Origin of the sequence: Kribbella antibiotica, assembly GCF_004349055.1 — a bacterium.
Lineage (GTDB): Bacteria > Actinomycetota > Actinomycetes > Propionibacteriales > Kribbellaceae > Kribbella > Kribbella antibiotica.
Window position 1 is genome coordinate 1 of the sequence record NZ_SMKX01000156.1, and the last position, 19,829, is coordinate 19,829.

Here is a 19,829-nt window from a genome sequence, read left to right on the forward strand (position 1 = left end):
GGCCTGTGCTGTGAGGGGCTGGGCGGCGAGGGGCAGGACGGCGTCGGCGGGGGACATCACGGCTGTCGTCGTCACCAGTGCGACGGCAGCCAGGACAGTGGTGACACGGCGTCTGTTCACGCGGCCCACCGTAGGGTCGCTTAATTTACGTCGTCAAGTATCAAGAGCCGTTTGAATCCGCGGATTGTAATGAAATCCGAACGATTTTATTCCAATTTTCATCGGAGAGTGCTCCACTGTTCACGGTGAGGTCGGTTCGTGAGGACCCGGCCCGATGTATGGAGGGGGTTCCATCATCATTTCGTCAAACAAAGCTGTGCGAACGGCGATCGCGGCGGCCACTGCGGCCGGTCTGGTCGCGTTGGCGGCGTCGAGTGCATCGGCAGCAGGTTCAGCGGCGCCCGCCAGGCCCGCGCTGACCCTGGTGGCGCCGGTCACGGATGTGACACTGACAGCCGATGAAGAAGGTACCGATCTGGACCTCGGTGCCTATCTCGTCGCCGGTAACGGACCGATCGAGGTGCGCGCGACGCGCGCGAACTACCAAGCGCCCGTCGTCGCCCAGCAGGTCGTCAACGGTAAGGCCGTGACGCTGCCCAAGGGGTTCGTCACGGACTTTTCCGGCCTGAGGAAGTTCCTGCACATCGTCCTGACCGATGCGAGTGGCAAGAAGGCGGCCGAGGTCGACCAGACGCTGTGCCTGAACGGTCGCGGCGCGCGCACCAGGCCGGACGCTCCGCCCACGTCGCCGTACCCGAAAAATTGTGCGGCCAATCCGTTCACCCAGGGTGCGGTCTGGGGGCTGCAGGCGGGTTGGTCGCTCAGCACCGACAGTCGCGGTTCGCAGCCGGTCATGCTTGCCGTAGGCAAGTACAAGGCCACGGTCACGGTGAACAAGGCGTACCGCGACTACTTCAAGATCCCGGCCAAGCAGGTGAAGCTCACGCTGAATGTCACGGTCGTGAGCGATGACGAGAAGCCGGCGCCCAAGGCTCATGTTCATGCCCAGGCTCAGCCGCTCGTGCCGCACGCGGCGCGGCCGACCGGTAGGCCGACGACGCCGAAGGGCCCGAAGCCGGACCTGGTGCCGGTGCCGGCGTGGGGGATCGAGATCGACAGGAGTGGCAACAACGACTACCTGACGTTCTCCGCGACCGTATGGAACGCCGGTCCGTCGCCGCTGGTGGTGGACGGTTTCCGCCGTAAGAACACGGATCTGATGGACGCATACCAGTACTTCTACGATTCCAGGGGCAGAGAGGTCGGCTACCAGAACACCGGCACGCTGGAGTGGGACCCGCGAGAAGACCACGAACACTGGCACTTCACCGATTTCGCCCGCTACAGCCTGCTGAACGCCGAGCAGTCCGAGGTCGTCCGCAGTCAGAAGGAAGCCTTCTGCCTGGCCGCGACCGACGCGATCGACTACACCGTCAAGGGCGCCAACTGGCACCCGGAAAACACCGACCTGCACACCGCCTGTGGCGAGCTCGACTCGCTATCGATCCGTGAGGTCCTGGATGTCGGATCCGGTGACACCTACGACCAGTTCCGCCCGGGGCAGTCGTTCGACATCACCGACCTGCCGAACGGCGAGTACTTCGTCGAGGTCAAGGCGAACCCGGAGGGCAAGCTGTTCGAGGGCGACACCAAGAACAACACTGCTCTGCGCAGGGTGGTCCTGGGCGGAGTCAAGGGTGCACGCACGGTCACGGTTCCTCCTGTCGGCGTGATCGACGTTCCGTAATTATCACGAGCCGATGACTGACTGTGACGTGACCGCAACGGTCCTGGCATCAACCTTGGGTGGGGGGTTGCGCGTCGTACGCACAGAGGCCGGTTCGTGAGGACCCGGCCCGATGTGGAGGGGGTTCCATCATCATTTCGTCGAACAAGGCCGTGCGAACGGCGATCGCGGCGGCCAGTGCGGCCGGTCTGGTCGCGTTGGCGGCGACCAGTGCATCGGCAGCAGGGTCCGCGGCGCCCGCCAGGCCCGCGCTGGCTCTGGTGTCGCCGGTCACGGATGTGACGCTGACGACCGACGAGGAGTACGGCACTGATCTCAACTTCAGTACGTACGTCGTCGCCGGTAATGCACCGATCGAGGTGCGTGCGACCCGGGCGAACTTCAACTCGCCTGTCGTCGCCAAGCAGTACGTGAAGGGCAAGGCCATTGCACTGCCCAAGGGCATGGTCACGGACTTCTCCGGGCTGGCCAAGTTCCTGCACATCACGCTGACCGACCCGGCCGGCAAGAAGGTGCTCGACATCGACCAGTCGCTGTGCCTGAACGGAGACGGCTCGCGGACGAGGCCGGATGCCCCGGCCACGTCGCCGTACCCGAACTACTGCAACTCCAACCCGTTCACCACGGGTGCGGTCTGGGGGCTGCAGACCGGCTGGTCGGCCAACACCAGCAGTTACGACCCGATGGCGAAGCCGGTCAAGGTTCCGGTCGGCAAGTACAAGGCCACGCTGACGGTGAACAAGGCCTACCGTGACTTCTTCAAGCTCCCGGCGAACCAGTCGACGGTCAAGCTGAACGTCACCGTGGTCCCGAACGAGGACCCGTGTCACCCGGGTGAGGGTGTCCGGGGCTGCTTCGCCGCCAAGGGTGCCGCGAAGAAGCCGGCGCTGAAGAGCAAGGCGCTGGTGCCGCACGCGGCGCGTCCGACCGGCAAGGCGACCACGCCGAAGGGACCGAAGCCGGACCTGGTCTCGGTGCCCGCGTGGGGGATGTCGATCGACAAGGGTGAAGAGGGCACGCCGGAGGCCGGTCACGAGTACCTGTCGTTCGGTGCGACCGTCTGGAACGCCGGACCGTCGCCGTTGGTACTGGACGGTTTCCGCCGTCAGGGCAAGGACGTCATGGACGCCTTCCAGTACTTCTACGACGACAAGGGCAAGGAGGTCGGCTACAAGAACACCGGCACGATGGAGTGGGACCCGCGTGAGGGGCACGTGCACTGGCACTTCACCGATTTCGCCCGCTACAGCCTGCTGAACGCCACGCAGTCCGAGGTCGTCCGCAGTCAGAAGGAAGCCTTCTGCCTGGCCGCGACCGACATGATGGACTACACGGTGAAGAACGCGAACTGGCACCCGTCGAACACGGACCTGCACACCGCCTGCGGCGACCACACGTCGCTGTCGGTGCGTGAGGTCCTGGACGTCGGATCCGGTGACACCTACAACCAGACCAAGCCGGGTCAGTCGTTCGACATCACCGACCTGCCGAACGGGGAGTACTTCGTCGAGACCAAGGCGAACCCGGACGGCAAGCTGGTCGAGGGCAACACCAAGAACAACACCGCACTGCGCAAGGTCATCCTGGGCGGCGTCAAGGGCGCCCGCACGCTGAAGGTCCCGCCGGTTGGCGTGATCAACACCCCGTAAGTGCGGCTGCGTCATTTCTTACGGAGGACCCCGAAGACCGCCCTCGCCGGTGGTCTTCGGGGTTCCTTCTATTTGGTGCGCAGTCTGGTGCGGCGCGGGCGGGCGTTCGCCGGGCAGCGCAGCGGCTCGCTTTGAGCACCGGTCAGCCATTTTTCGTCGGTCTTGATGGCTGGTGGGTGCTCAAAGGGCTTGGGGGCAGCGAGCTGGATGGGGGATTGCTGCAGGGTGAGGCGGAGCGGGACCTGGTGCCAGGGGGAGCGGGTGCGCACCAGGACAACCCGGAAGCGGCCGTCCTTGCGGAGCCGGAGGCCGATGAGGATGGTGGCGATGGCCGGGACGAGACCGGCCAGGGCGAGGCTGACACGGGCGCCGAAGTTCTGCGCGATCAGCCCGACCAGCGGACCGCCGATCGCGCCGCCGCCGATGAAGACCAGGTTGTAGATCCCGGAGACGCGGCCGCGGAGACCATCCGGAGTGGTCAGTTGGACCATCGACTGACAGGCGGTTAGGAACATCAGGGTCGCCATGCCCATCACTGCGAGGACCGGGATGAAGGTCCAGAGCGAGGGCTGGATGGCGGCGAGCACCTCGGTGACGGTGAGCAGGGCCGCGATCCCGACCAAGTTGCGCAGTCGCGTCGGCCGCACCCTGCGCGCCGACAGCAGCGCACCGGCCAGCGCGCCAACCGCGACCACAGAGTTCAGTACGCCGTACCCGGTGGCGCCGGTGTGGAAGACGCGGTCGGCAAACGCCGTCAGTGTCACCGGCAGGCTGATCGCGAACATGCCGTAGATGCCGACGAGAGCGATCGCCCAGCGGACGGCTGGTTCGTGGAACGCGTACTGCAGGCCGTCGCGGAGACCGTCCCGGATCCGCAGCCCCGCTTGTCTTGCAGCTTTGCGCGCGGGCATCTCGCTCTCGCGCATCATGAGCAGCGCGGAGATCGAAGCGAAGAACGTGCACGCGTTGATCGCGAACGCCCAGCCGGCGCCTAGTGTCCCGAGCAGGACACCGCCGAGTGCCGGGCCGATCATGCTGCCCAGCTGGAACGTCGACGACACCATGCTGATCGCGTTGCGGACTCGGTCGCGGCCGACGAGTTCGGTGACGAACGACTGTCTCGTCGGGTTGTCGACGGCGGTGGCCAGGCCGAGGAACAGCGCCATCGTGTAGACCTGCCAGACCTGCACCTCGCCGGTGAACGCGAGCACAGCCAGTACGGCGGCCGCTACGCCCATCGAGATCTGGGTGACGAGCAGGATCTTCCGCTTCGGGAACCGGTCGGCGATCACACCGCCGTACAGGCCGAGGAGAAGAGTCGGGAGGAACTGCAGGGCGGTCGTGATGCCGACCGCGGTGGCGCTGCCGGTGATCGTCAGCACCAGCCAGTCCTGGGCGATGCGCTGGATCCAGCCGCCGGTCGAACTGACCAGCAGACCGCTGACCAGGAGGCGGAAGTTGCGCACCTGCAGGGCACTGAAAGTTTCGCGGAACCCGGGGCGGCGGTTGGGTTCGCTGTGTTGGGTGTTGTGGGTGTGGGTGTCGGCTTCTCGGACAGGACCGCTGGTCCGGGTGGTCAAAGGAGATCCCTACGCAAATGGGGTTGTCAGGGGAGGACAGTTCCATCCTTGACTGTTGGACCTGGATTCCGACAGCGAATTACTCCTATTACTCTTATAACGTCCCGTGATAGGAGGTCCATCGATGTACGACCCCGACCAGCTCCGGACGTTCCTGGCGGTCGCCCAGTCACTGAGCTTCACGCAGGCGGCCGAGCGCCTCGGAATCCGTCAGCCCACGGTCAGTCAGCACGTCCGCAAGCTCGAGGCCGCGGTGGGGCGGCCCTTGTTTCTCCGTGACACCCGGACCGTCACTCTGACTGCCGACGGTGACGCTATGGCCGGTTTCGCCCGGACGATCCTGGCGGCGCATGAGGAGGCTGCTGGGTACTTCACCGGCTCGGAGCTGCGCGGTCGGCTGCGCTTCGGCGTCACCGACGACCTCGCGCTCACGCCGCTGCCGCGCATCCTGCGGGACTTCCGCCAGCTCTATCCGCGGATCGACCTGGAGCTCACGGTTGCGCAGAGCCCCAACCTGCTTCGGCGGGTTGAGTCTGGTCACCTGGATCTGGCTTACGTCAAACACTCCGTTGGCACTGGCTACGAGCCCAACGGTCGTCTCGTCCGCCGAGACCCGCTGGTGTGGGCGGGTATCGCGGGCACCCGGATCGCTCCGGACGGCCCTGTGCCTCTGGTCGCCTACCAGGCTCCCAGTCTCAGCCGCTCGCTAGGCGTGCAGACGCTGGAGCAGGCGGGACGCTCGTGCCGCATCACCTGCATCGTGCGCGGAGTGAACGGCGTACTGGCTGCTGTGCGGGCTGGACTCGGCATTGCGATCTTCGCGCGCACGCTGATGCCTGCTGACCTGGTGGAACCCCCACCCAGCGCAGGGCTCCCAGAGCTGCCGGCCATCGACCTGGTGTTGATTACCAACCCCCGAGCGGCCAAAGAGCCAGCCGAAGCTCTGACCGCGGCCATCCTCGGCAGCAACGCCCCACTGAAGCCAGATGCCGCTTAGAGCGTGCCTCCGCTGATGATGAGCGCCACCACGCTCACTCCGGCGATGGCGATCGTGACCAGGAAGGGTGCTTGCTTCCACAGGACGATGGTTATGAGCAGCCCCGCGGCAGCTGCCAGCGCTAGCCAGCCTATGAGGCCGATTGGACCGGCCGGTGCGATCACCAGCAGTCCGGCTGCCGCTGCCAGGGGGAGTGGGGCGAGCAGGCGGGCGTGAGCGCCCAACCGCTGCGGCCAGCCCCGTACGCCGGTTGCTAGGTCATCAGCCAGGTCCGGTACGACGTTTGCCAGGTGGGCACCGACCCCGAGTAGTGCGGTCGCCATGGTCGCCCACCAGGGCGCCCACGTGTGGGTGGTCCCGAGAGTGACAAACGAAGGCAGTCCGCCGAACGCAACGGCGTACGGAAGCCAGGAGATGACGGTGGACTTCAGGCCGAGGTTGTACGCCCACGCGCAGGCCACGAAGAGCAGGTGAACCAGTCCGGCCGCCAGTCCGTTGGCCAGTGAGACGGGGACGGTGATCACCAGCATGAGCCCGGCTGCGACCGCCAGGGTGCGGCGACTCACCAGCCCGCGCACCACCGGCTTGTCTTTCCGGTTCACAATGGTGTCGCGGGCGGCATCTATCGCGTCATTGCTCCAGCCGATCGAGAGGTGGCCGGTGAGGATCGTTGCTGCGACCAGGAGACACCCAGTGGGACTGCGCCCGGCCGACCAGGCCACGGCGGTCACCAGCGCTGTGACCGCAACAGTCGGTCCAAGATGGCTGGCGAGTGCCAGTCCCTTCAGCGCTCTCACCGACACCACGATGTCACGATGACGCGGATCGCAGCGGTCCGGCCCGCGTTGCCGCCGTACCGGTATGAGCAGGCAGAGCTGACTGAGGCTTTCGCTGCGATGTGTCTGCCGGACGGTCGGGGGGCTGGACTGCTGAAGCGACTGCATGCGAATGCAGGAGTCTCGTCACGCCATCTGGCACTTCCACTTGAGCAGTACGCCGAGCTGAAGGACTTCGGCGCTGCCAACGACGCATGGATTGCCGCAGCGGTCGATCTAGGCGCGGAGGCAGTCGCTGGTGCCGTAGCGGACGCAGGGCTCGAGCTGTCGGACGTCGACGTCCTGATGTTCACCACTGTGACCGGAGTGGCCGCGCCATCCATTGACGCGCGGGTTGCGATGCGGCTGGGGCTGCGTGATGACGTCAAGCGGCTACCGCTCTTCGGGCTGGGCTGTGTCGGCGGTGCGGCCGGGATCGCCCGTCTGCACGACTATCTGCTTGCCTGGCCGAAGCAGGTCGCCGTACTGCTGTCTGTGGAGCTCTGTTCACTCACCCTGCAGCGAGACGACTCATCGCTTCCCAACCTCGTCGGTGGTGCGCTCTTCGGTGACGGTGCGGCCGCTGTCGTCCTGACTGGCTCAGAGCACCCGTTGGCGGCCGGACCGTCGGTGCTGGCGACCCGGAGCCGGCTCTACCCGGACTCCGAACGAGTGATGGGCTGGGACGTCGGTTCTGGCGGCTTCCGGATCGTGCTGGGCGCAGATGTGCCCGAGGTGGTCCGGAAGCATCTAGGAGGCGACGTACGGCGTTTTCTGGCCGAGCGGGGTTTGACTGTGCCCGACATCGGCACCTGGGTGAGTCATCCCGGCGGACCGAAGGTGCTGGAGGCGGTAGCCGAGACACTCGAGCTACGCCCCGGTGCGCTCGACCTGACCTGGAAGTCACTCGATGCGGTCGGCAACCTCTCCTCCTCTTCGGTGCTGCACGTGCTCGGTGACACGCTGACCCTGCATCCTTCGGGGATGGGCCTCCTGCTCGCCATGGGCCCAGGCTTCTGTTCCGAGCTCGTCCTGCTGGAGTGGTCATGAACTGGTACGTCGTCCTGGTAGTGCTCGTCGGACTCGAACGCGTCGCTGAGTTGGTGGTCTCGAAGCGCAACGCTCGATGGAGTTTCGAACAGGGCGGTGTGGAGTCCGGGCTCGGCCACTACCCGTTCATGGTTGTCCTGCACACCGGCCTGCTCTTCGGGTGCCTGGCAGAGTCGTTCCACCGTCCGTTCATCCCAGCACTCGGCTGGACCATGCTGGCTCTGGTGATCCTGTCGCAGGGGCTGCGCTGGTGGTGCATCAGCGCGCTCGGACAACAGTGGAACACCCGAGTGATCGTCGTACCGGGTCTGCATTTCGTGGCGCGCGGACCGTACAAGTTCCTCAAGCACCCGAACTACGTGGCCGTGGTGATCGAGGGGATCGCGCTACCGCTCGTCCACACCGGCTGGCTCACCGCTGTGGTGTTCACACTGCTCAACATCCCACTGCTCGCCGTACGAATCCGTTCTGAGGAAGCCGCGCTCAACGCAGCCCTGGTCAAGTGATCGACCTCCTGGTCGCCGGCTGCGGCCCAGCGGGAGCCACCACCGCCATCCGAGCCGCATTGGCCGGTCTGTCCGTCGTGGTCCTGGAACCGCGCACAGGTCCCATCGACAAGGCATGCGGTGAAGGCATCGCCCACAGTGCGGTGGACTACCTCGCGCGCCTTGGAGTCCACCCGAGCGGTCGGCCGTTCCATGGCATCCGCTACTTGGACGCTCGCCACTCCGTAGACGCTCGCTTCACCGCCGGTCCCGGTCTGGGTGTCCGCCGAACCACGCTTCATCAAGCTCTTCTAGACCGCCTCAGCGAGCTGAACGTTCCGATCGACCACACCCGCATCGGACCGATCACCCAGAACGACACCTCGGTCACCGCTGCTGGCCACACTGCCCGCTACCTCGCAGCGGCCGACGGCCTGCACTCGCCAATCCGCCGCCAGCTCGACCTAGGCGGTAGTACGGGAGCGCCCCGCCGGGGATTGCGCCAGCACTACCGGGTGTCGCCTTGGACAGACCTGGTTGAGGTGTACTGGTCCGGGTTGGGGGAGGCGTACGTGACTCCAGTCGCCGACAACCTGGTCGGCGTAGCAATCCTCACCACTGCGCGCGGCACCTTCGACTCCCATCTGGACGCGTTCCCTGCCCTCAAGCGCCGCCTCTGCTCGGCTGCTCCGGTATCTGCGGTCATGGGCGCCGGACCGCTCCGCCAACGCGTCCACCGGCGCGTAGCGGGTCGCGTGCTGCTCGTGGGCGACGCAGCGGGCTACATCGATGCTCTGACCGGTGAGGGGATCGCCGTGGCGCTCCGCACCTCCGCGGAACTCGTCGACTGCGTCCGTGTGGGCCGTCCGGCCGACTATGAAGCAGCCTGGCGTCGCGTCTCTCGTGAGTGCCGTCTGCTGACCGCATCGTTGCTCTGGGCCCGTAATCGCAGCCTGCTCGCGCCGCACATCGTCCCGGCCGCGGCCAGGCTCCCGGGCGTCTACGCACGCATCGTCAACCGGCTGTCCTGAGCCGAGGTGTCGGCTTTCCGCCACCCTCTGTACGTCATTCACCACGCTCGGTACCCTCGCCAGAACCGCCCCCTCCTTCCGCTTTCGAGGAGTCCGCCCATGAAAGCTCTTGTTGTCGTTGCCCTGCTCGCTGCGCTGACCGGGTGCGGATCCTCGGTCGCCGCCACTCCGCCCGCCGCCCCGCCGGCTCCGACCATGACGGCGGCCAGTACGCCGGAGGCCGAGTGGAAGATCGACCCGTCCTTCAACTCCAACGACCTGGCCTGGATCGAGCTGATGATCCCGATGGACGACCAGCTCTTACAGGTGCTCGGGATGGCGGAGAAGCAGTCCGCCGACCCCGCCGTACGGGCGTTCGCGACTGCGGTCGCCAGTGGGTACCGCGACGAGGTGGAGAAGCTCAAGCTGAACCGGACCCGGTCCGGGATGCCGGTCCGCAACCCGCACGCCGGGCACGACATGACCGGCATGATGACCGAGCCCGAGATCGTTGCCCTCGGCAAGGCATCCGGGCCCGCCTTCGACCAGCTCTTCGCGAAGAACCTGAAGGAGCATCTGAATGAGTCGATCAGGCTGGCCAAGGACATTACGAAGAACGGCAAGGATGCCGCGGTGAAGTACCTGGCGGGGGAGATCCAGGCCGGCCGCGCGGCTCAGCTAAAAGAACTGGCAGCGCTATAAACATGTGTGGGCCCGGCGGTCGCTCAGACAACCGCCGGGCCCAGTGAGCCCGGGCTCCCTGGTGAAGAGTCCGGACCCGGTCACGTCTCCAGCTCCCTGGTGAAGAGCTGGATGCGCAACAAGGAAGACTCTGTCAGCCGGATGTTGCTCAACCATTGCCGGTAAATGAAGCCTTGTTACATGAGCCTGTGGCATAGATCTCAGTGCTCAAGGGCCAGTCCGGACGGTCGCGATCTGCAATTGCAATGCCAGTCGTTCCACTGGATCACTCAGATCGAGCGCGGCGATCTCCCCGATGCGCTTCATCCGGTGCCGCAAGGTGTTCGTGTGCAGGTGCAGTTCGCGCGCCGCCCGCTGTGGCTGCCCCGGATGCTCGAGCCAGGCCTGCAATGTTTCGACGAATCCGGTGTCGTGCTCGATGTCGTGCCGCAGCAGTGTTGCGAGCGGACCGTCCATCTTGTTCACGTCCAGCGACATGACCGCTCGATGAACCGTCAGGACGTGCCACGCCTCCTCGACGCGCAATACCGGTCCGGGCGCGACTCCTCGCCGTACGAGGCCTAGTAGTTCGACCGCCTCGGCCCGGGAGCTCGGCAGGTCGGCAGGGCCGCGCGCTGGACCGCCGGCTGCAGCTATAGAGCCCTTGGCATGGTCTGCAACCAGCTTGGCCAGCCAGGGCCAGGAGCCGGGGCCCTCTGCATCGGTGACGACCGCAAGGACAGTCCCGTCCAGGTCGGCGAGGTGTGGGTCGCTCCAGCCATGCCGCCGCCCGGCCGACTCCCACAGATCGAGCTGCTGCGGTACGTCGTACTCCTCGGGCGAGGAGAGTGCGATAACCCGCCATGGTTGCGGCGGAAGCCGTACGTCGACCGGATTGTCCGGTGAGAACTGTCGGAGCAGCGTGCGCAGCCGGTCGATCGAACTGCGCCGCGCCACATCGGCCTGCGCCCGCAACCGGAGCAGGTGCAGCGCCAGCACCGACGCAGCATTGCTGAGCTCGGTCATCACCTCAGCACTGACCGGACCGTCGACCACAGCCCAGATGGACCCCAGCCACTCACCACCAGCCCGCACCGGTACGACGAGTCGCGGGCGGATGCCGTTTGGCCCAGCAGGAACCAGGAACGGCTCACTGGACCGGGCGAGCCGCCGGAAGATCCCTCTGGCCCGGAAATGCGCCACTACCTCCGGTGGCACCCGCCGGCCGACGATGGTGGAGACCCGGGCCGGGTCTGTGAGGTCCTGACCAGAGGAGTACGCCAGAACCCTGGACTGGTTGTCCTCGATGGTCACCGGTGCGTCCACGATCGCCCGCGCTGCATCGGCCAGAGCGAACAGCTCCTGGTGCACCCCGGCGTCGCCAGCCACGGGGGAGTCCGGTGCTGCTGCGCGGTCGATGACTCCGCGCAGCAGCCACACCACATGCGCCCAGGCAACGCTGGGCTGCAGCGCGACCAGCGTGAGCGACCACCGCTCGGCTGCCGCGATCACGGCCGTCTCCTGGGCGAGCGTCGTACGGAGAATGATTCCGGAGGCGTTGCCGGCTGCGCAGCGCTCCACGAACTCCACGGCGTCCTCAGGGCCGCGCAGGCCGAGCCCCAGGACGAGATCGCCTGGGTGACCGGTTGCAGGCTCCTGCGGGTCGGCGAGGAAAACGTCGCGGACCTCTGTGTCACCCTGACCGGCGACCACCACCTCGAACAGGGCAGGACCGACGGCAACGACCAGGTCAGGCGCGGTGATCATTAAGTTATTGTGCGCTGAGCACAGTCATTTGTCCCGCGAATGGTGTGATCGCACCATGACAGCCGTCTGGAGCGGGCGCACCATCGATACATGGTCGCAGCAGGCTCCACTCACATCGTCCCCGATCGCGTAGCAGTCGTCGGCGCGGGCATGGTTGGTCTGGCCACCGCCTGGTTCCTCCAGGAGGCGGGTGTCGAGGTCACCGTTCTCGACCGCGAAGGTGTCGCCGCAGGTGCTTCCTGGGGCAACGCCGGCTGGCTGACACCCGGCCTGGCCACTCCGCTGCCGGAGCCGGCAGTCCTCAAGTACGGCGTCCGTGCGGTGCTGAGCCCGTCCTCCCCGGTGTATGTCCCACCGACTGCGAGCCCGCGGCTCCTCAATTTCCTCACCCGCTTCGCTCGCAACAGCACCGCCGGGCGCTGGAAGACCGCGATGGAGGCGCTGGTCCCGATCAACAAGCAGGCCCTGCCGGCGTTCGACTTCCTGGCCAAGGCCGGGGTCGAGGCCCAGACGTACGAGGCCAAGTCGTTCCTGGCGGCGTACCGGACCGAGGCCGAGCGCAGTGTGCTGCTTGAAGAGATCGAGCACATCCACGCGGCCGGCCAAGGCATCGAGTTCGAGGCCATCAGCGGTGACGACGCTCGCGAGATCGAGCCGTCGCTGTCCGACGAGATCGGCGCCGCGATCCGGCTGCACGGCCAGCGCTTCATCAACCCCGGCAACTACGTCCAGCTGCTCGCCGACTCGGTCGTGGCCCGCGGCGGCCAGATCATCACCGGCGTCGTGGTGAAGGACATCATTGACGAGATCCGCGGTGTCCGCCTGGTCACCGGTGACGGCGAGACCGACCCGTTCGACGCGGTCGTGATGGCGACCGGCGCCTGGCTGACCGATCTGGCCAAGGACTTCGGCGTCAAGACCGTCGTACAGGCCGGTCGCGGTTACAGCTTCAGCGTGCCGATTGCCCACGTCCCCGCCGGTCCGGTCTACTTCCCGGCGCAGCGCGTCGCCTGTACGCCGCTCGGCGACCGGCTGCGGGTGGCCGGGATGATGGAGTTCCGCAAGCCGGAGGCCAAGCTGGACCCGCGCCGGATCAACGCCATCGTGGAGGCGGCCCGGCCGCTGCTGCGGGACGCGGACCTGGACGCTCGCACCTTCGAGTGGGTCGGCCCGCGGCCCTGCACTCCCGACGGCCTGCCGATCATCGGTGCCACCGCGTCGCCGCGGGTGTACGCCGCCGGCGGTCACGGCATGTGGGGCATCACGCTCGGCCCGATCACCGGCCAGCTATTGGCCGAGACCATCACCACCGGCCGCACTCCGGCCGAGCTCGCCCCGTTCGACCCCTTGCGCTGAATCTCTCGAAGGAGGACCGGCGTCGATCGGTCCTCCGCCCGGTACTGACCACACCTCTTGCGGCACTGCAGCGAACCACCTCCGGACGGCAGCCTCATCCGCCCGGCAACCACCAGGTTTCACTGCAGCACCGCGACGGTCAGCACCCGGAGCGGGCCCTGGCCGTTGCTCTCCTGCCCGGGGCCCGCTCCCCTCAATCAACGAATCCCCCGGACACCTGACCCGGGGGATTCGTTGTTGTGCTGAGGATGTCAGTGCGTGTGCGGCTCAGTGCCGTGCTCGGCCTCGTGCGCCGCGATCTGCGCCCGGACCTCTTCCATGTCCACGGCACGCAACTGCTTGATCAGGTCCTCGAGGGCAGCGCCGGGCAGGGCGCCCGGCTGCGAGTAGAGGACGACACCGTCGCGAACGGCCATCAGGGTCGGGATCGAACGGATCTCGAACGCCTGAGCCAGCTCGACCTGTGCCTCGGTGTCCACCTTCGCGAACTTGATGTCGCTGTGCTCTTCCGACGACTTCTCGAACACCGGCCCGAACATCTTGCACGGACCACACCACTCCGCCCAGAAATCGACCAGGACGAGGCCTTCGCCCCCGACGACCGTGTCGAAGTTCTCCTGGGACAGCTCGACCGTTGCCACTACGACCTCCGAAGTTAGATGACTACACGCGCTTCAACACTGAACCACCCGCGAGTGTTCCCGGCGCTCAGATCGGCATGTCTCAGATCGGCATGTCGATGAACGGCGAAGCGTAATCCTGGACTTCGTGGAGGATCGACGCGGCATCCTCGGGGGAGAGTTCGGCCCGCTCGCGCTCGGCGACGATCATCTGCTGGAGCAGCCGGGTCTCGCCGGCCGTCGCGAGCCCGACGATCTCCGGATGCCCGTTCAGCAGCCAGGCCGTGGCGGCCGTCACATAGCGCTGCTCGTCGAACGGCCGGTACCAGGTGTCGTACGTCTTCTCCTCGCCGTCGCGCCAGCCCCGCCGGGCGATCATCTTGATCGTCATCAGCGCAGCATCAGAAGCCCGTACGGCGTCCACCAGCGCGGCGTAGTCCGCGGCGTACTGGGGATCCGTCGAGAGGTGGTAGTTGAGCGGGGTGAGCACGCTGTCGAAGTCGAATCGGCGCAGTCCCTCGAGGTGCACCGCGGGCGCTTGCGCGGTGTGGCCGGTGATTCCGATGGCCGTCACCAGGCCCTCCTCCTTGGCCCGGATCGCGGCCTCGAGCGAGCCACCCTTGCCGGTGACGAGGTCGAGGTTCTCCAGGTCACAGACCGCGTGCATCTGGATCAGGTCGATGTGATCGGTCTGCAGCCGCTCCAGCGAACGATTGATCTCGCTCCAGGCCTCTTCGGAGGTCCGGCGGCCGGTCTTGGTGGCGAGGAAAATGCGGTCCCGGATCTCCGGCATCCGCGGGCCGAGCCGCAGCTCCGCATCGCCGTAGTCGGCAGCGACGTCGAAGTGGTTGATCCCGGCGTCCAGCGCCTCCTGGATCGAGGCGTCGGCCCGATCCTGGTCGACACCGCCGAGCGAGGCGGCGCCGAAGATCAGCACCGAGCTCTGGTGGCCGAGACGGCCGAGTCGGCGAGTTTCCATCCTGGTCCTCCAGGGGTAGCAGGGGGTACTGCGACCCTATGCCCGCATCAGGAGGTTTTGACCCCTCGCCACGGGAGAGTTTTCCACAGGGGAGACCGTGGATCGGTTACTATGCGTGATCAGTTGATGCGGTCTTTACCATGGTGTTCGCACGGGTTTTCGAATCTGTCTGCGGCGTGTGGCATGGTGTGCGCTGCCTGATCGACGACGCGGAGATGAGAGAGGAGCTATGGCGACGGTACCGAAGGTGTCACGCTTGGCGTTTGAAGGTGACACTTCCCGCGAGTGGGGTAACAGTATGGCTGCGGGGAGCGATGGAGCATCCGGATCCTGGTTACAGGTCTCCCGGTGGACAGTTGCTTGCCGTATTCTCCCGGCTACTGTCCGCGTAACTGCTGTCTGAGGGGCGGGTAGCGATGAGTTGGTGGCGAACTGCACTGAACCTGCCGCCAAAAGGTGAACACTGGTCCGACCAGCGACGGCCGAAGAAGGCTGCGCGAGGACGACCGCAGAACACCGCACCGGAGTGGTGGGCCCACCCCGATGGCCCGGTGTCACCCACCCCTCGCCAAGCACAGGGCGTAGCCGCGCAGTACTCGGCGCCCCAGACTCCTCCGCCCCCGGGCGGAGTGATGGCTCCGCCTCGTCGTCCCGGTGCACGTCCGCCGGAGCAGCCCGGTCAGCCGGTGCAGGGTCACCCCCAGCCAGGTCAACTGGTGCCCGGGGATCCGCAGCAGGCAGGCCCTGGTCCTGGCCAGCGTCAGCCGGAGCGGTTGCGGCAGCGGTCGCCTCATGGCGCCCACGCGGCGCCCGGTGCGCCCGGTCCGGCTCGGCAGGTGCTGGAGCCCGGTCAGACCCCGTGGGCGACCGAGCCTGAGTCGTCGTTCTCGACCTGGGCCCGGCGCTTCTTCCGCGGCCTGGTGGTCGCGGTTCTGCTGCTCGCAGCCATCAGCGGTATCCGGTCCTGGGTCAGTCCGAACCGGACCCCCTCGACGGTGGTCGGCGGGCAGACCAGCTTCCCGGTCGACGAAGCGCGCGCCATCGCAACGCGGTACTCGATCTCCTACTTGTCCTGGGACGAAGCGAATCCGGATGCCCGGCCGGCTCAGGTCGGCCTCGACCTGGCGGCCGGTCTCGACGGTCGCTCAGGTTGGAACGGGCGCGGCAAGCAGGTCGCTGTCATCGCCTACCCGGGTGAGGTCAAGGTCGATCCCGGTGGCGTGGCGGCCCTGGTCGACGTACGGGTGCGGGTTCAGCAGTACTACCTCAAGGGCCGCGTTATGACGCCCGGGACGTTCGTCTGGCAGCGACTGTCCGTTCCGGTCGCGCGGACCGCGGCTCGGGTGGTGGCCAGTGGCCCGCCGACGTTCGTGCCGGACGGCCGTGCGCCGCTCCCGGACAACATGCCGGCGGCCGGCGCACCGGACGATGCGGTGACGGCTGCAACGAAGGAGGACGCCAAGGCGTTCTTCGGTGCGTATGCAGAGTCCGACAACAAGGTCTCGGCCGTGACCGCCCCCGGCTCGACGATCCGCAGCCTGAACGGCGCCGTGAAGTTCGGCGAGCTGAAGGACTGGCAGGTCTACACCGGTAACGACGACGAGCGGCGGGCGACCGCTGCCGTCACCTGGAAGGGCGTGGGAGACACCACGCTCGACCAGACGTACACGCTCACGTTGCGGCGTACTGTCGCCACGGACGGAGCACAGCGATGGCAAGTGGCTGCCGTCGGATGACACCAGCAACCCGCCGTCGGATGACCGAGGCATCAAGGGAGACACCGCAATGACCACCTACGAACTGGCGACGAGCGTGGTTCAGCTCACCGCGCCACTGGCCAATCCCAACGTCCCGACGGGTGCGGACTTCAAGGACTGGGTCCTGGTCATCGCGGGCAACATCTTCATCGCGATCCTGGTGCTGCGCGCGATCGGGCACTACTTCAAGCGCGAGTGGGGCGAGCTGTTCGGCCACATCGCGGCCGGTGTCCTGGTCGGGGGGCTGATCTATGCGAACAACCAGACCATCAATGTGCTGAAGGGCTTCTGGGGATTGCTCTCCGGGGGTAATTGATGCGCGTCGGCCGTACCCTGACCCACCACTTCGAGATCGAGACCCGGCAGTACGACCTGCTCGGGATCGACCTCGGTGAAGGCGCGCGCCGCCGGATGATCATCTTCGGTGCGGTGATCATCGTGGCCTGGATCGCGCTGCTGTTCCCGTTCGTCGGTGTCCCCCAGAAGGGCACCGTCAGCCTGTACGTCGTCCCGCCGTTCGTGATCACCGCGTTCGGCTGGCGGCCGGGCAAGTTCCACGAACGCCGTCGCCGCGTGACCGAGTGGGCGCTGGCCGTCCGCTACGCGTTGCGCGCCCACCGCCCGATCATCGGACTCGGCGCCCGGGCCGCCGACAAGACGGAGTACCTGCCGTGGCGTGAGCGCGTCGCGACCCAGAAGGTGGCCAACCTGGCGAAGGCCAGAGTGACCCCGGAATGGGAACGCGAGGCTGCGGTCGAGCTGGATCCGATGGTCCGCGCGGGCGCGGAGATCACCGTGAACCAGCGCGCCCGCCTGCTGGGCGCGGATCACGTGCAGAGAGTCAGTCGCAGGAATTCGTCAGGGAAGGTGCACGAATGAAGATCGCTGACAAGCTCCTGAACCTGGTGGGGGTCGGCCGCGAGCGCGGCCTGCCGCCGCCCCGGTTGGTGGCCATCGCCGACGGACTGCTCGTCACCGAACGCAGCGCCGAGGGCTGGTTCCTGATCTCGGTGGCGAACACGGACCTGGCGACCGAGGCCGAGCAGGACGCGGCCCTGGACGCGGCCGTGAGCGCTGCCGCGACGATCCTCGGCGACCGGCTCAGCCACCTCAAGGTGGTCTGGGGCCGCTCGACGGGTCAGGACTACCTCGACTCCGTGGCCGGCCACTACCGGCTCGGCGACCACGAGGCCTGGGCCCAGACCCGCGCCGACCGGATCGACGAGATGCGGATGCCCGAGCGGTACGTCGCTCTCGGCGTCCACCTCAGTGACCGCGACCCCCGTGCGACCGCCCAGGTCCGCGGGTCGATCAGCGACGCCCTGGGGACGACCTCCTGGCGCGTGAGCGCGCGCGAGCTCGCCCACCTGGACGAGCGGGTCCGCAAGCTCGGCCGCCAGCTCGGTTCGACCGTGTGGCGTGCCCACACCGCCCCCGCCGAGGTCATCTCCTGGCTGATCAGCCGCGAGATGCACCGTGGCGCCGTGGCCGCACCGCGCCGTGGCCTGATCACCGGTGCCTCGCTGGCCCGGCTCACCTCCGGCCGCGTCGTCCCGTACACCGATCACCTGCGCATCTACGATTCGCGCGGCCAGATCGCGGCGTACACCTCTGTTCTTGCCATGACCGACTTCCCCGAGGAGCTCGAGACCCCGGGCCCGGGGGAGTGGCTGCGGACCCTGTCGGAGATCAAGGCGATCGACGACGACGGCGACGAGATCGACGTCACCGTCGAAGCCTCCGTCCGCTTCCGCGTGCTCACCAAGAAGTCCGCGCGCCACCTCGTCGACGAGACCCGCAAGAGTGCCAAGGAGCAGCGCCGTTCGGCTGCCAAGGGCACCGCGGAGGAGACCGCCGACGAGATCGTCGAGACCGAGCGCGTGATGCGCGAGGTCAAGCGCGACATCAGCCGCAGCGGCCTGACCCTGGTCGAGGACCACCCGCGCCTTCTGGTCAGCGCCGACACCCGCGAAGACCTCGACGCGTACGTCGACGCGGTCATCGCGCACTACGCCGACCGCGGCATCACCGTCGCCCCCGGCGCCGACGAGCAGCGCGACCTGTGGCTCGAGTCGCTCCCCGGCGACCAGCTCCGCGTCCCTGACCTCGGTCACGTCCGCGAGTCGACCGCCTTCTTCGGTTCCTGGTTCTGGGGCGGTGCGTCGATCGGTGACGCGACCGGTCCGGCCATCGGCTACCTGACCGGCTCCACCCCGGGCCTCGTCCGCTTCGATGCGGCCGCCGGTTCGGCACTCGGCGACGCAACGACGACACTCTTCCTCGGCCGCTCCGGCCGAGGCAAGACGACCGCCGCCATGCTCGGCGGTCTCGACTCCGCCTTCGCCGGCGCCTGGGTCCCGTTGTTGGACCTGAAGGGCGACGCTGCGGGCGTCTCCGCGGTCGCGGCGGAGTACGGCGTACCGACTGCTGTCATCGAGATCACCGCCCAGTTCTCCGGCGCCGCGGACCTGCTCCGCGTGCTCCCGGTCGACGACGCGCTCCTCCAGGCACCGTCCCAGCTGATGCTCCTGCTCCCGCCACACCTCCGTGGCGCCGCAGAAGCCCCGGTCATGGCCGCGACCCGCGCCGAGATCCAGTCTCCCGACCCCTCGTCGTGGGGCGTCATCCAGCGCCTGTGCAACTCCGAGTCCGAAACGATCCGCACGGTCGGCTTCGCCCTCCGCGACCTGGTCGAAACCGGCCTCGGGTCCGTCGTCGCGGGCCCACCCTCCGGCCTTTCCTCCCTGACCACCAACCCCGGCCTCTGGGTGGTCCAGATGCCCGGCCTCACCCTGCCGTCCCCCGAATCGGCCCCGGAATCCTGGTCCCCGATCGAACGCGTCGGGATGGCCTGCCTCCGCGGCTGCCTGGCCTGGATGGTCCGCACCACCGGCCGCCGCGAGTTCCGCGGCCGCGCCAAGGTCGTCATCGTCCCCGAGGTCCACCTCCTGACGAAGACCCCCGACGGCGCCTCGTTCCTCGACTACATCGCCCGAGTAGGCCGAGCCCTCGGCGCCTCCCTGGTCCTCGACACCCAGGACCCGGCGTCGATCTTGAAGCTCCCCGGCCTCGTCGAGCAGATCACCACCCTGTTCGCCTTCAGCCTCCGCTCCCGCGAACAGGTCGACTCCCTCCTCGAACTCCTGGGCCGCCCCCAAACCGCGCCGTACCAAACCCTCGTCCGCGGCATCAACACCGCAGGCAACGGCAAATCCATCCGCCACGGCCACTGCATCATGCGCGACCGCTGGGACGAAGTAGCCACCGTCCAGATCGACATCCCCAGCCAGCGCGTAGCCGCCCTCCTCCGCACCACCCCCGAATCCGAACACGCCA

17 protein-coding genes are annotated in these 19,829 nt (G+C 67.3%); 12 read left to right on the forward strand and 5 right to left on the reverse strand.

Annotation, left to right across the window (positions count from 1 at the left end):
* Positions 1-316: 316 nt before the first annotated feature.
* Positions 317-1,747 carry a lysyl oxidase family protein gene (locus E1263_RS34945; RefSeq protein ID WP_238161830.1) on the forward strand — a complete coding sequence of 477 codons (1,431 nt, stop codon included), beginning with the start codon at positions 317-319 and terminating at the stop codon, positions 1,745-1,747.
* A gap of 152 nt (positions 1,748-1,899) precedes the next feature.
* Positions 1,900-3,396 carry a lysyl oxidase family protein gene (locus E1263_RS34950; protein ID WP_202869206.1) on the forward strand — a complete coding sequence of 499 codons (1,497 nt, stop codon included), beginning with the start codon at positions 1,900-1,902 and terminating at the stop codon, positions 3,394-3,396.
* Between the two features lie 68 nt (positions 3,397-3,464).
* Here the strand turns inward: E1263_RS34950 and E1263_RS34955 are convergent, their stop codons facing one another.
* The gene (locus E1263_RS34955) at positions 3,465-4,976 is read right to left on the reverse strand and encodes an MFS transporter (protein WP_132175358.1); all 1,512 of its coding nucleotides are present in this window, start codon (positions 4,974-4,976) and stop codon (positions 3,465-3,467) included.
* Positions 4,977-5,100: 124 nt separating this feature from the next.
* On the opposite strand from E1263_RS34955, the gene E1263_RS34960 reads away from it, so the two are divergent.
* Positions 5,101-5,973 (forward strand): LysR substrate-binding domain-containing protein, encoded by an 873-nt coding sequence (locus E1263_RS34960; protein ID WP_132175360.1) that lies wholly within the window; start codon positions 5,101-5,103, stop codon positions 5,971-5,973.
* Here the strand turns inward: E1263_RS34960 and E1263_RS34965 are convergent.
* The gene (locus E1263_RS34965) at positions 5,970-6,770 is read right to left on the reverse strand and encodes a UbiA family prenyltransferase (protein WP_238161833.1); all 801 of its coding nucleotides are present in this window, start codon (positions 6,768-6,770) and stop codon (positions 5,970-5,972) included. The genes E1263_RS34960 and E1263_RS34965 overlap by 4 nt on opposite strands.
* A gap of 18 nt (positions 6,771-6,788) precedes the next feature.
* On the opposite strand from E1263_RS34965, the gene E1263_RS34970 reads away from it, so the two are divergent.
* The 4 genes from E1263_RS34970 (at position 6,789) to E1263_RS34985 (ending at position 10,035) form a co-directional block, all read left to right on the forward strand.
* On the forward strand, positions 6,789-7,838 hold the full coding sequence (locus E1263_RS34970; protein ID WP_132175362.1) for a type III polyketide synthase: 1,050 nt from the start codon (positions 6,789-6,791) through the stop codon (positions 7,836-7,838).
* Positions 7,835-8,344, forward strand: a complete 510-nt coding sequence (locus E1263_RS34975; protein WP_132175364.1) for an isoprenylcysteine carboxyl methyltransferase family protein — start codon at positions 7,835-7,837, stop codon at positions 8,342-8,344. The genes E1263_RS34970 and E1263_RS34975 overlap by 4 nt, the downstream gene beginning before the upstream one ends.
* A complete protein-coding gene (locus E1263_RS34980) occupies positions 8,341-9,354 on the forward strand; it encodes an NAD(P)/FAD-dependent oxidoreductase (protein WP_132175366.1) in 1,014 nt (337 codons plus the stop codon). Before E1263_RS34975 ends, E1263_RS34980 begins: the two co-directional genes overlap by 4 nt.
* Positions 9,355-9,453: 99 nt before the next feature.
* A complete protein-coding gene (locus E1263_RS34985; protein WP_132175368.1) occupies positions 9,454-10,035 on the forward strand; it encodes a DUF305 domain-containing protein in 582 nt (193 codons plus the stop codon).
* Between the two features lie 207 nt (positions 10,036-10,242).
* Here E1263_RS34985 and E1263_RS34990 read toward each other — a convergent pair whose 3' ends face one another.
* Positions 10,243-11,781, reverse strand: coding sequence for a helix-turn-helix domain-containing protein (locus E1263_RS34990; protein WP_132175370.1), 1,539 nt, complete (start codon positions 11,779-11,781; stop codon positions 10,243-10,245).
* A gap of 90 nt (positions 11,782-11,871) precedes the next feature.
* Here E1263_RS34990 and E1263_RS34995 point away from each other — a divergent pair, with 90 nt between their 5' ends.
* Positions 11,872-13,137 carry an NAD(P)/FAD-dependent oxidoreductase gene (locus E1263_RS34995; RefSeq protein WP_132175372.1) on the forward strand — a complete coding sequence of 422 codons (1,266 nt, stop codon included), beginning with the start codon at positions 11,872-11,874 and terminating at the stop codon, positions 13,135-13,137.
* A 251-nt stretch (positions 13,138-13,388) separates the two neighbouring features.
* On the opposite strand, the gene trxA is transcribed toward E1263_RS34995, so the two are convergent.
* The gene (trxA, locus tag E1263_RS35000; protein ID WP_132175374.1) at positions 13,389-13,778 is read right to left on the reverse strand and encodes a thioredoxin; all 390 of its coding nucleotides are present in this window, start codon (positions 13,776-13,778) and stop codon (positions 13,389-13,391) included.
* 82 nt (positions 13,779-13,860) lie between these two features.
* Positions 13,861-14,736 carry an aldo/keto reductase gene (locus E1263_RS35005; RefSeq protein WP_132175376.1) on the reverse strand — a complete coding sequence of 292 codons (876 nt, stop codon included), beginning with the start codon at positions 14,734-14,736 and terminating at the stop codon, positions 13,861-13,863.
* A gap of 716 nt (positions 14,737-15,452) precedes the next feature.
* Between E1263_RS35005 and E1263_RS35010 the strand changes: the two genes are divergently transcribed.
* From E1263_RS35010 to E1263_RS35025, 4 genes are all read left to right on the forward strand, one after another.
* Complete coding sequence (locus E1263_RS35010; protein WP_165956852.1) at positions 15,453-16,472, forward strand: conjugal transfer protein; 1,020 nt, start codon at positions 15,453-15,455, stop codon at positions 16,470-16,472.
* A 49-nt stretch (positions 16,473-16,521) separates the two neighbouring features.
* A complete protein-coding gene (locus E1263_RS35015; protein ID WP_132175380.1) occupies positions 16,522-16,809 on the forward strand; it encodes a hypothetical protein in 288 nt (95 codons plus the stop codon).
* On the forward strand, positions 16,809-17,372 hold the full coding sequence (locus tag E1263_RS35020; protein WP_132175382.1) for a hypothetical protein: 564 nt from the start codon (positions 16,809-16,811) through the stop codon (positions 17,370-17,372). The genes E1263_RS35015 and E1263_RS35020 overlap by 1 nt, the downstream gene beginning before the upstream one ends.
* The coding region (locus tag E1263_RS35025) for an ATP-binding protein (RefSeq protein ID WP_132175384.1) at positions 17,369-19,829 on the forward strand (2,461 nt) is incomplete at its 3' end. The genes E1263_RS35020 and E1263_RS35025, both read left to right, overlap by 4 nt.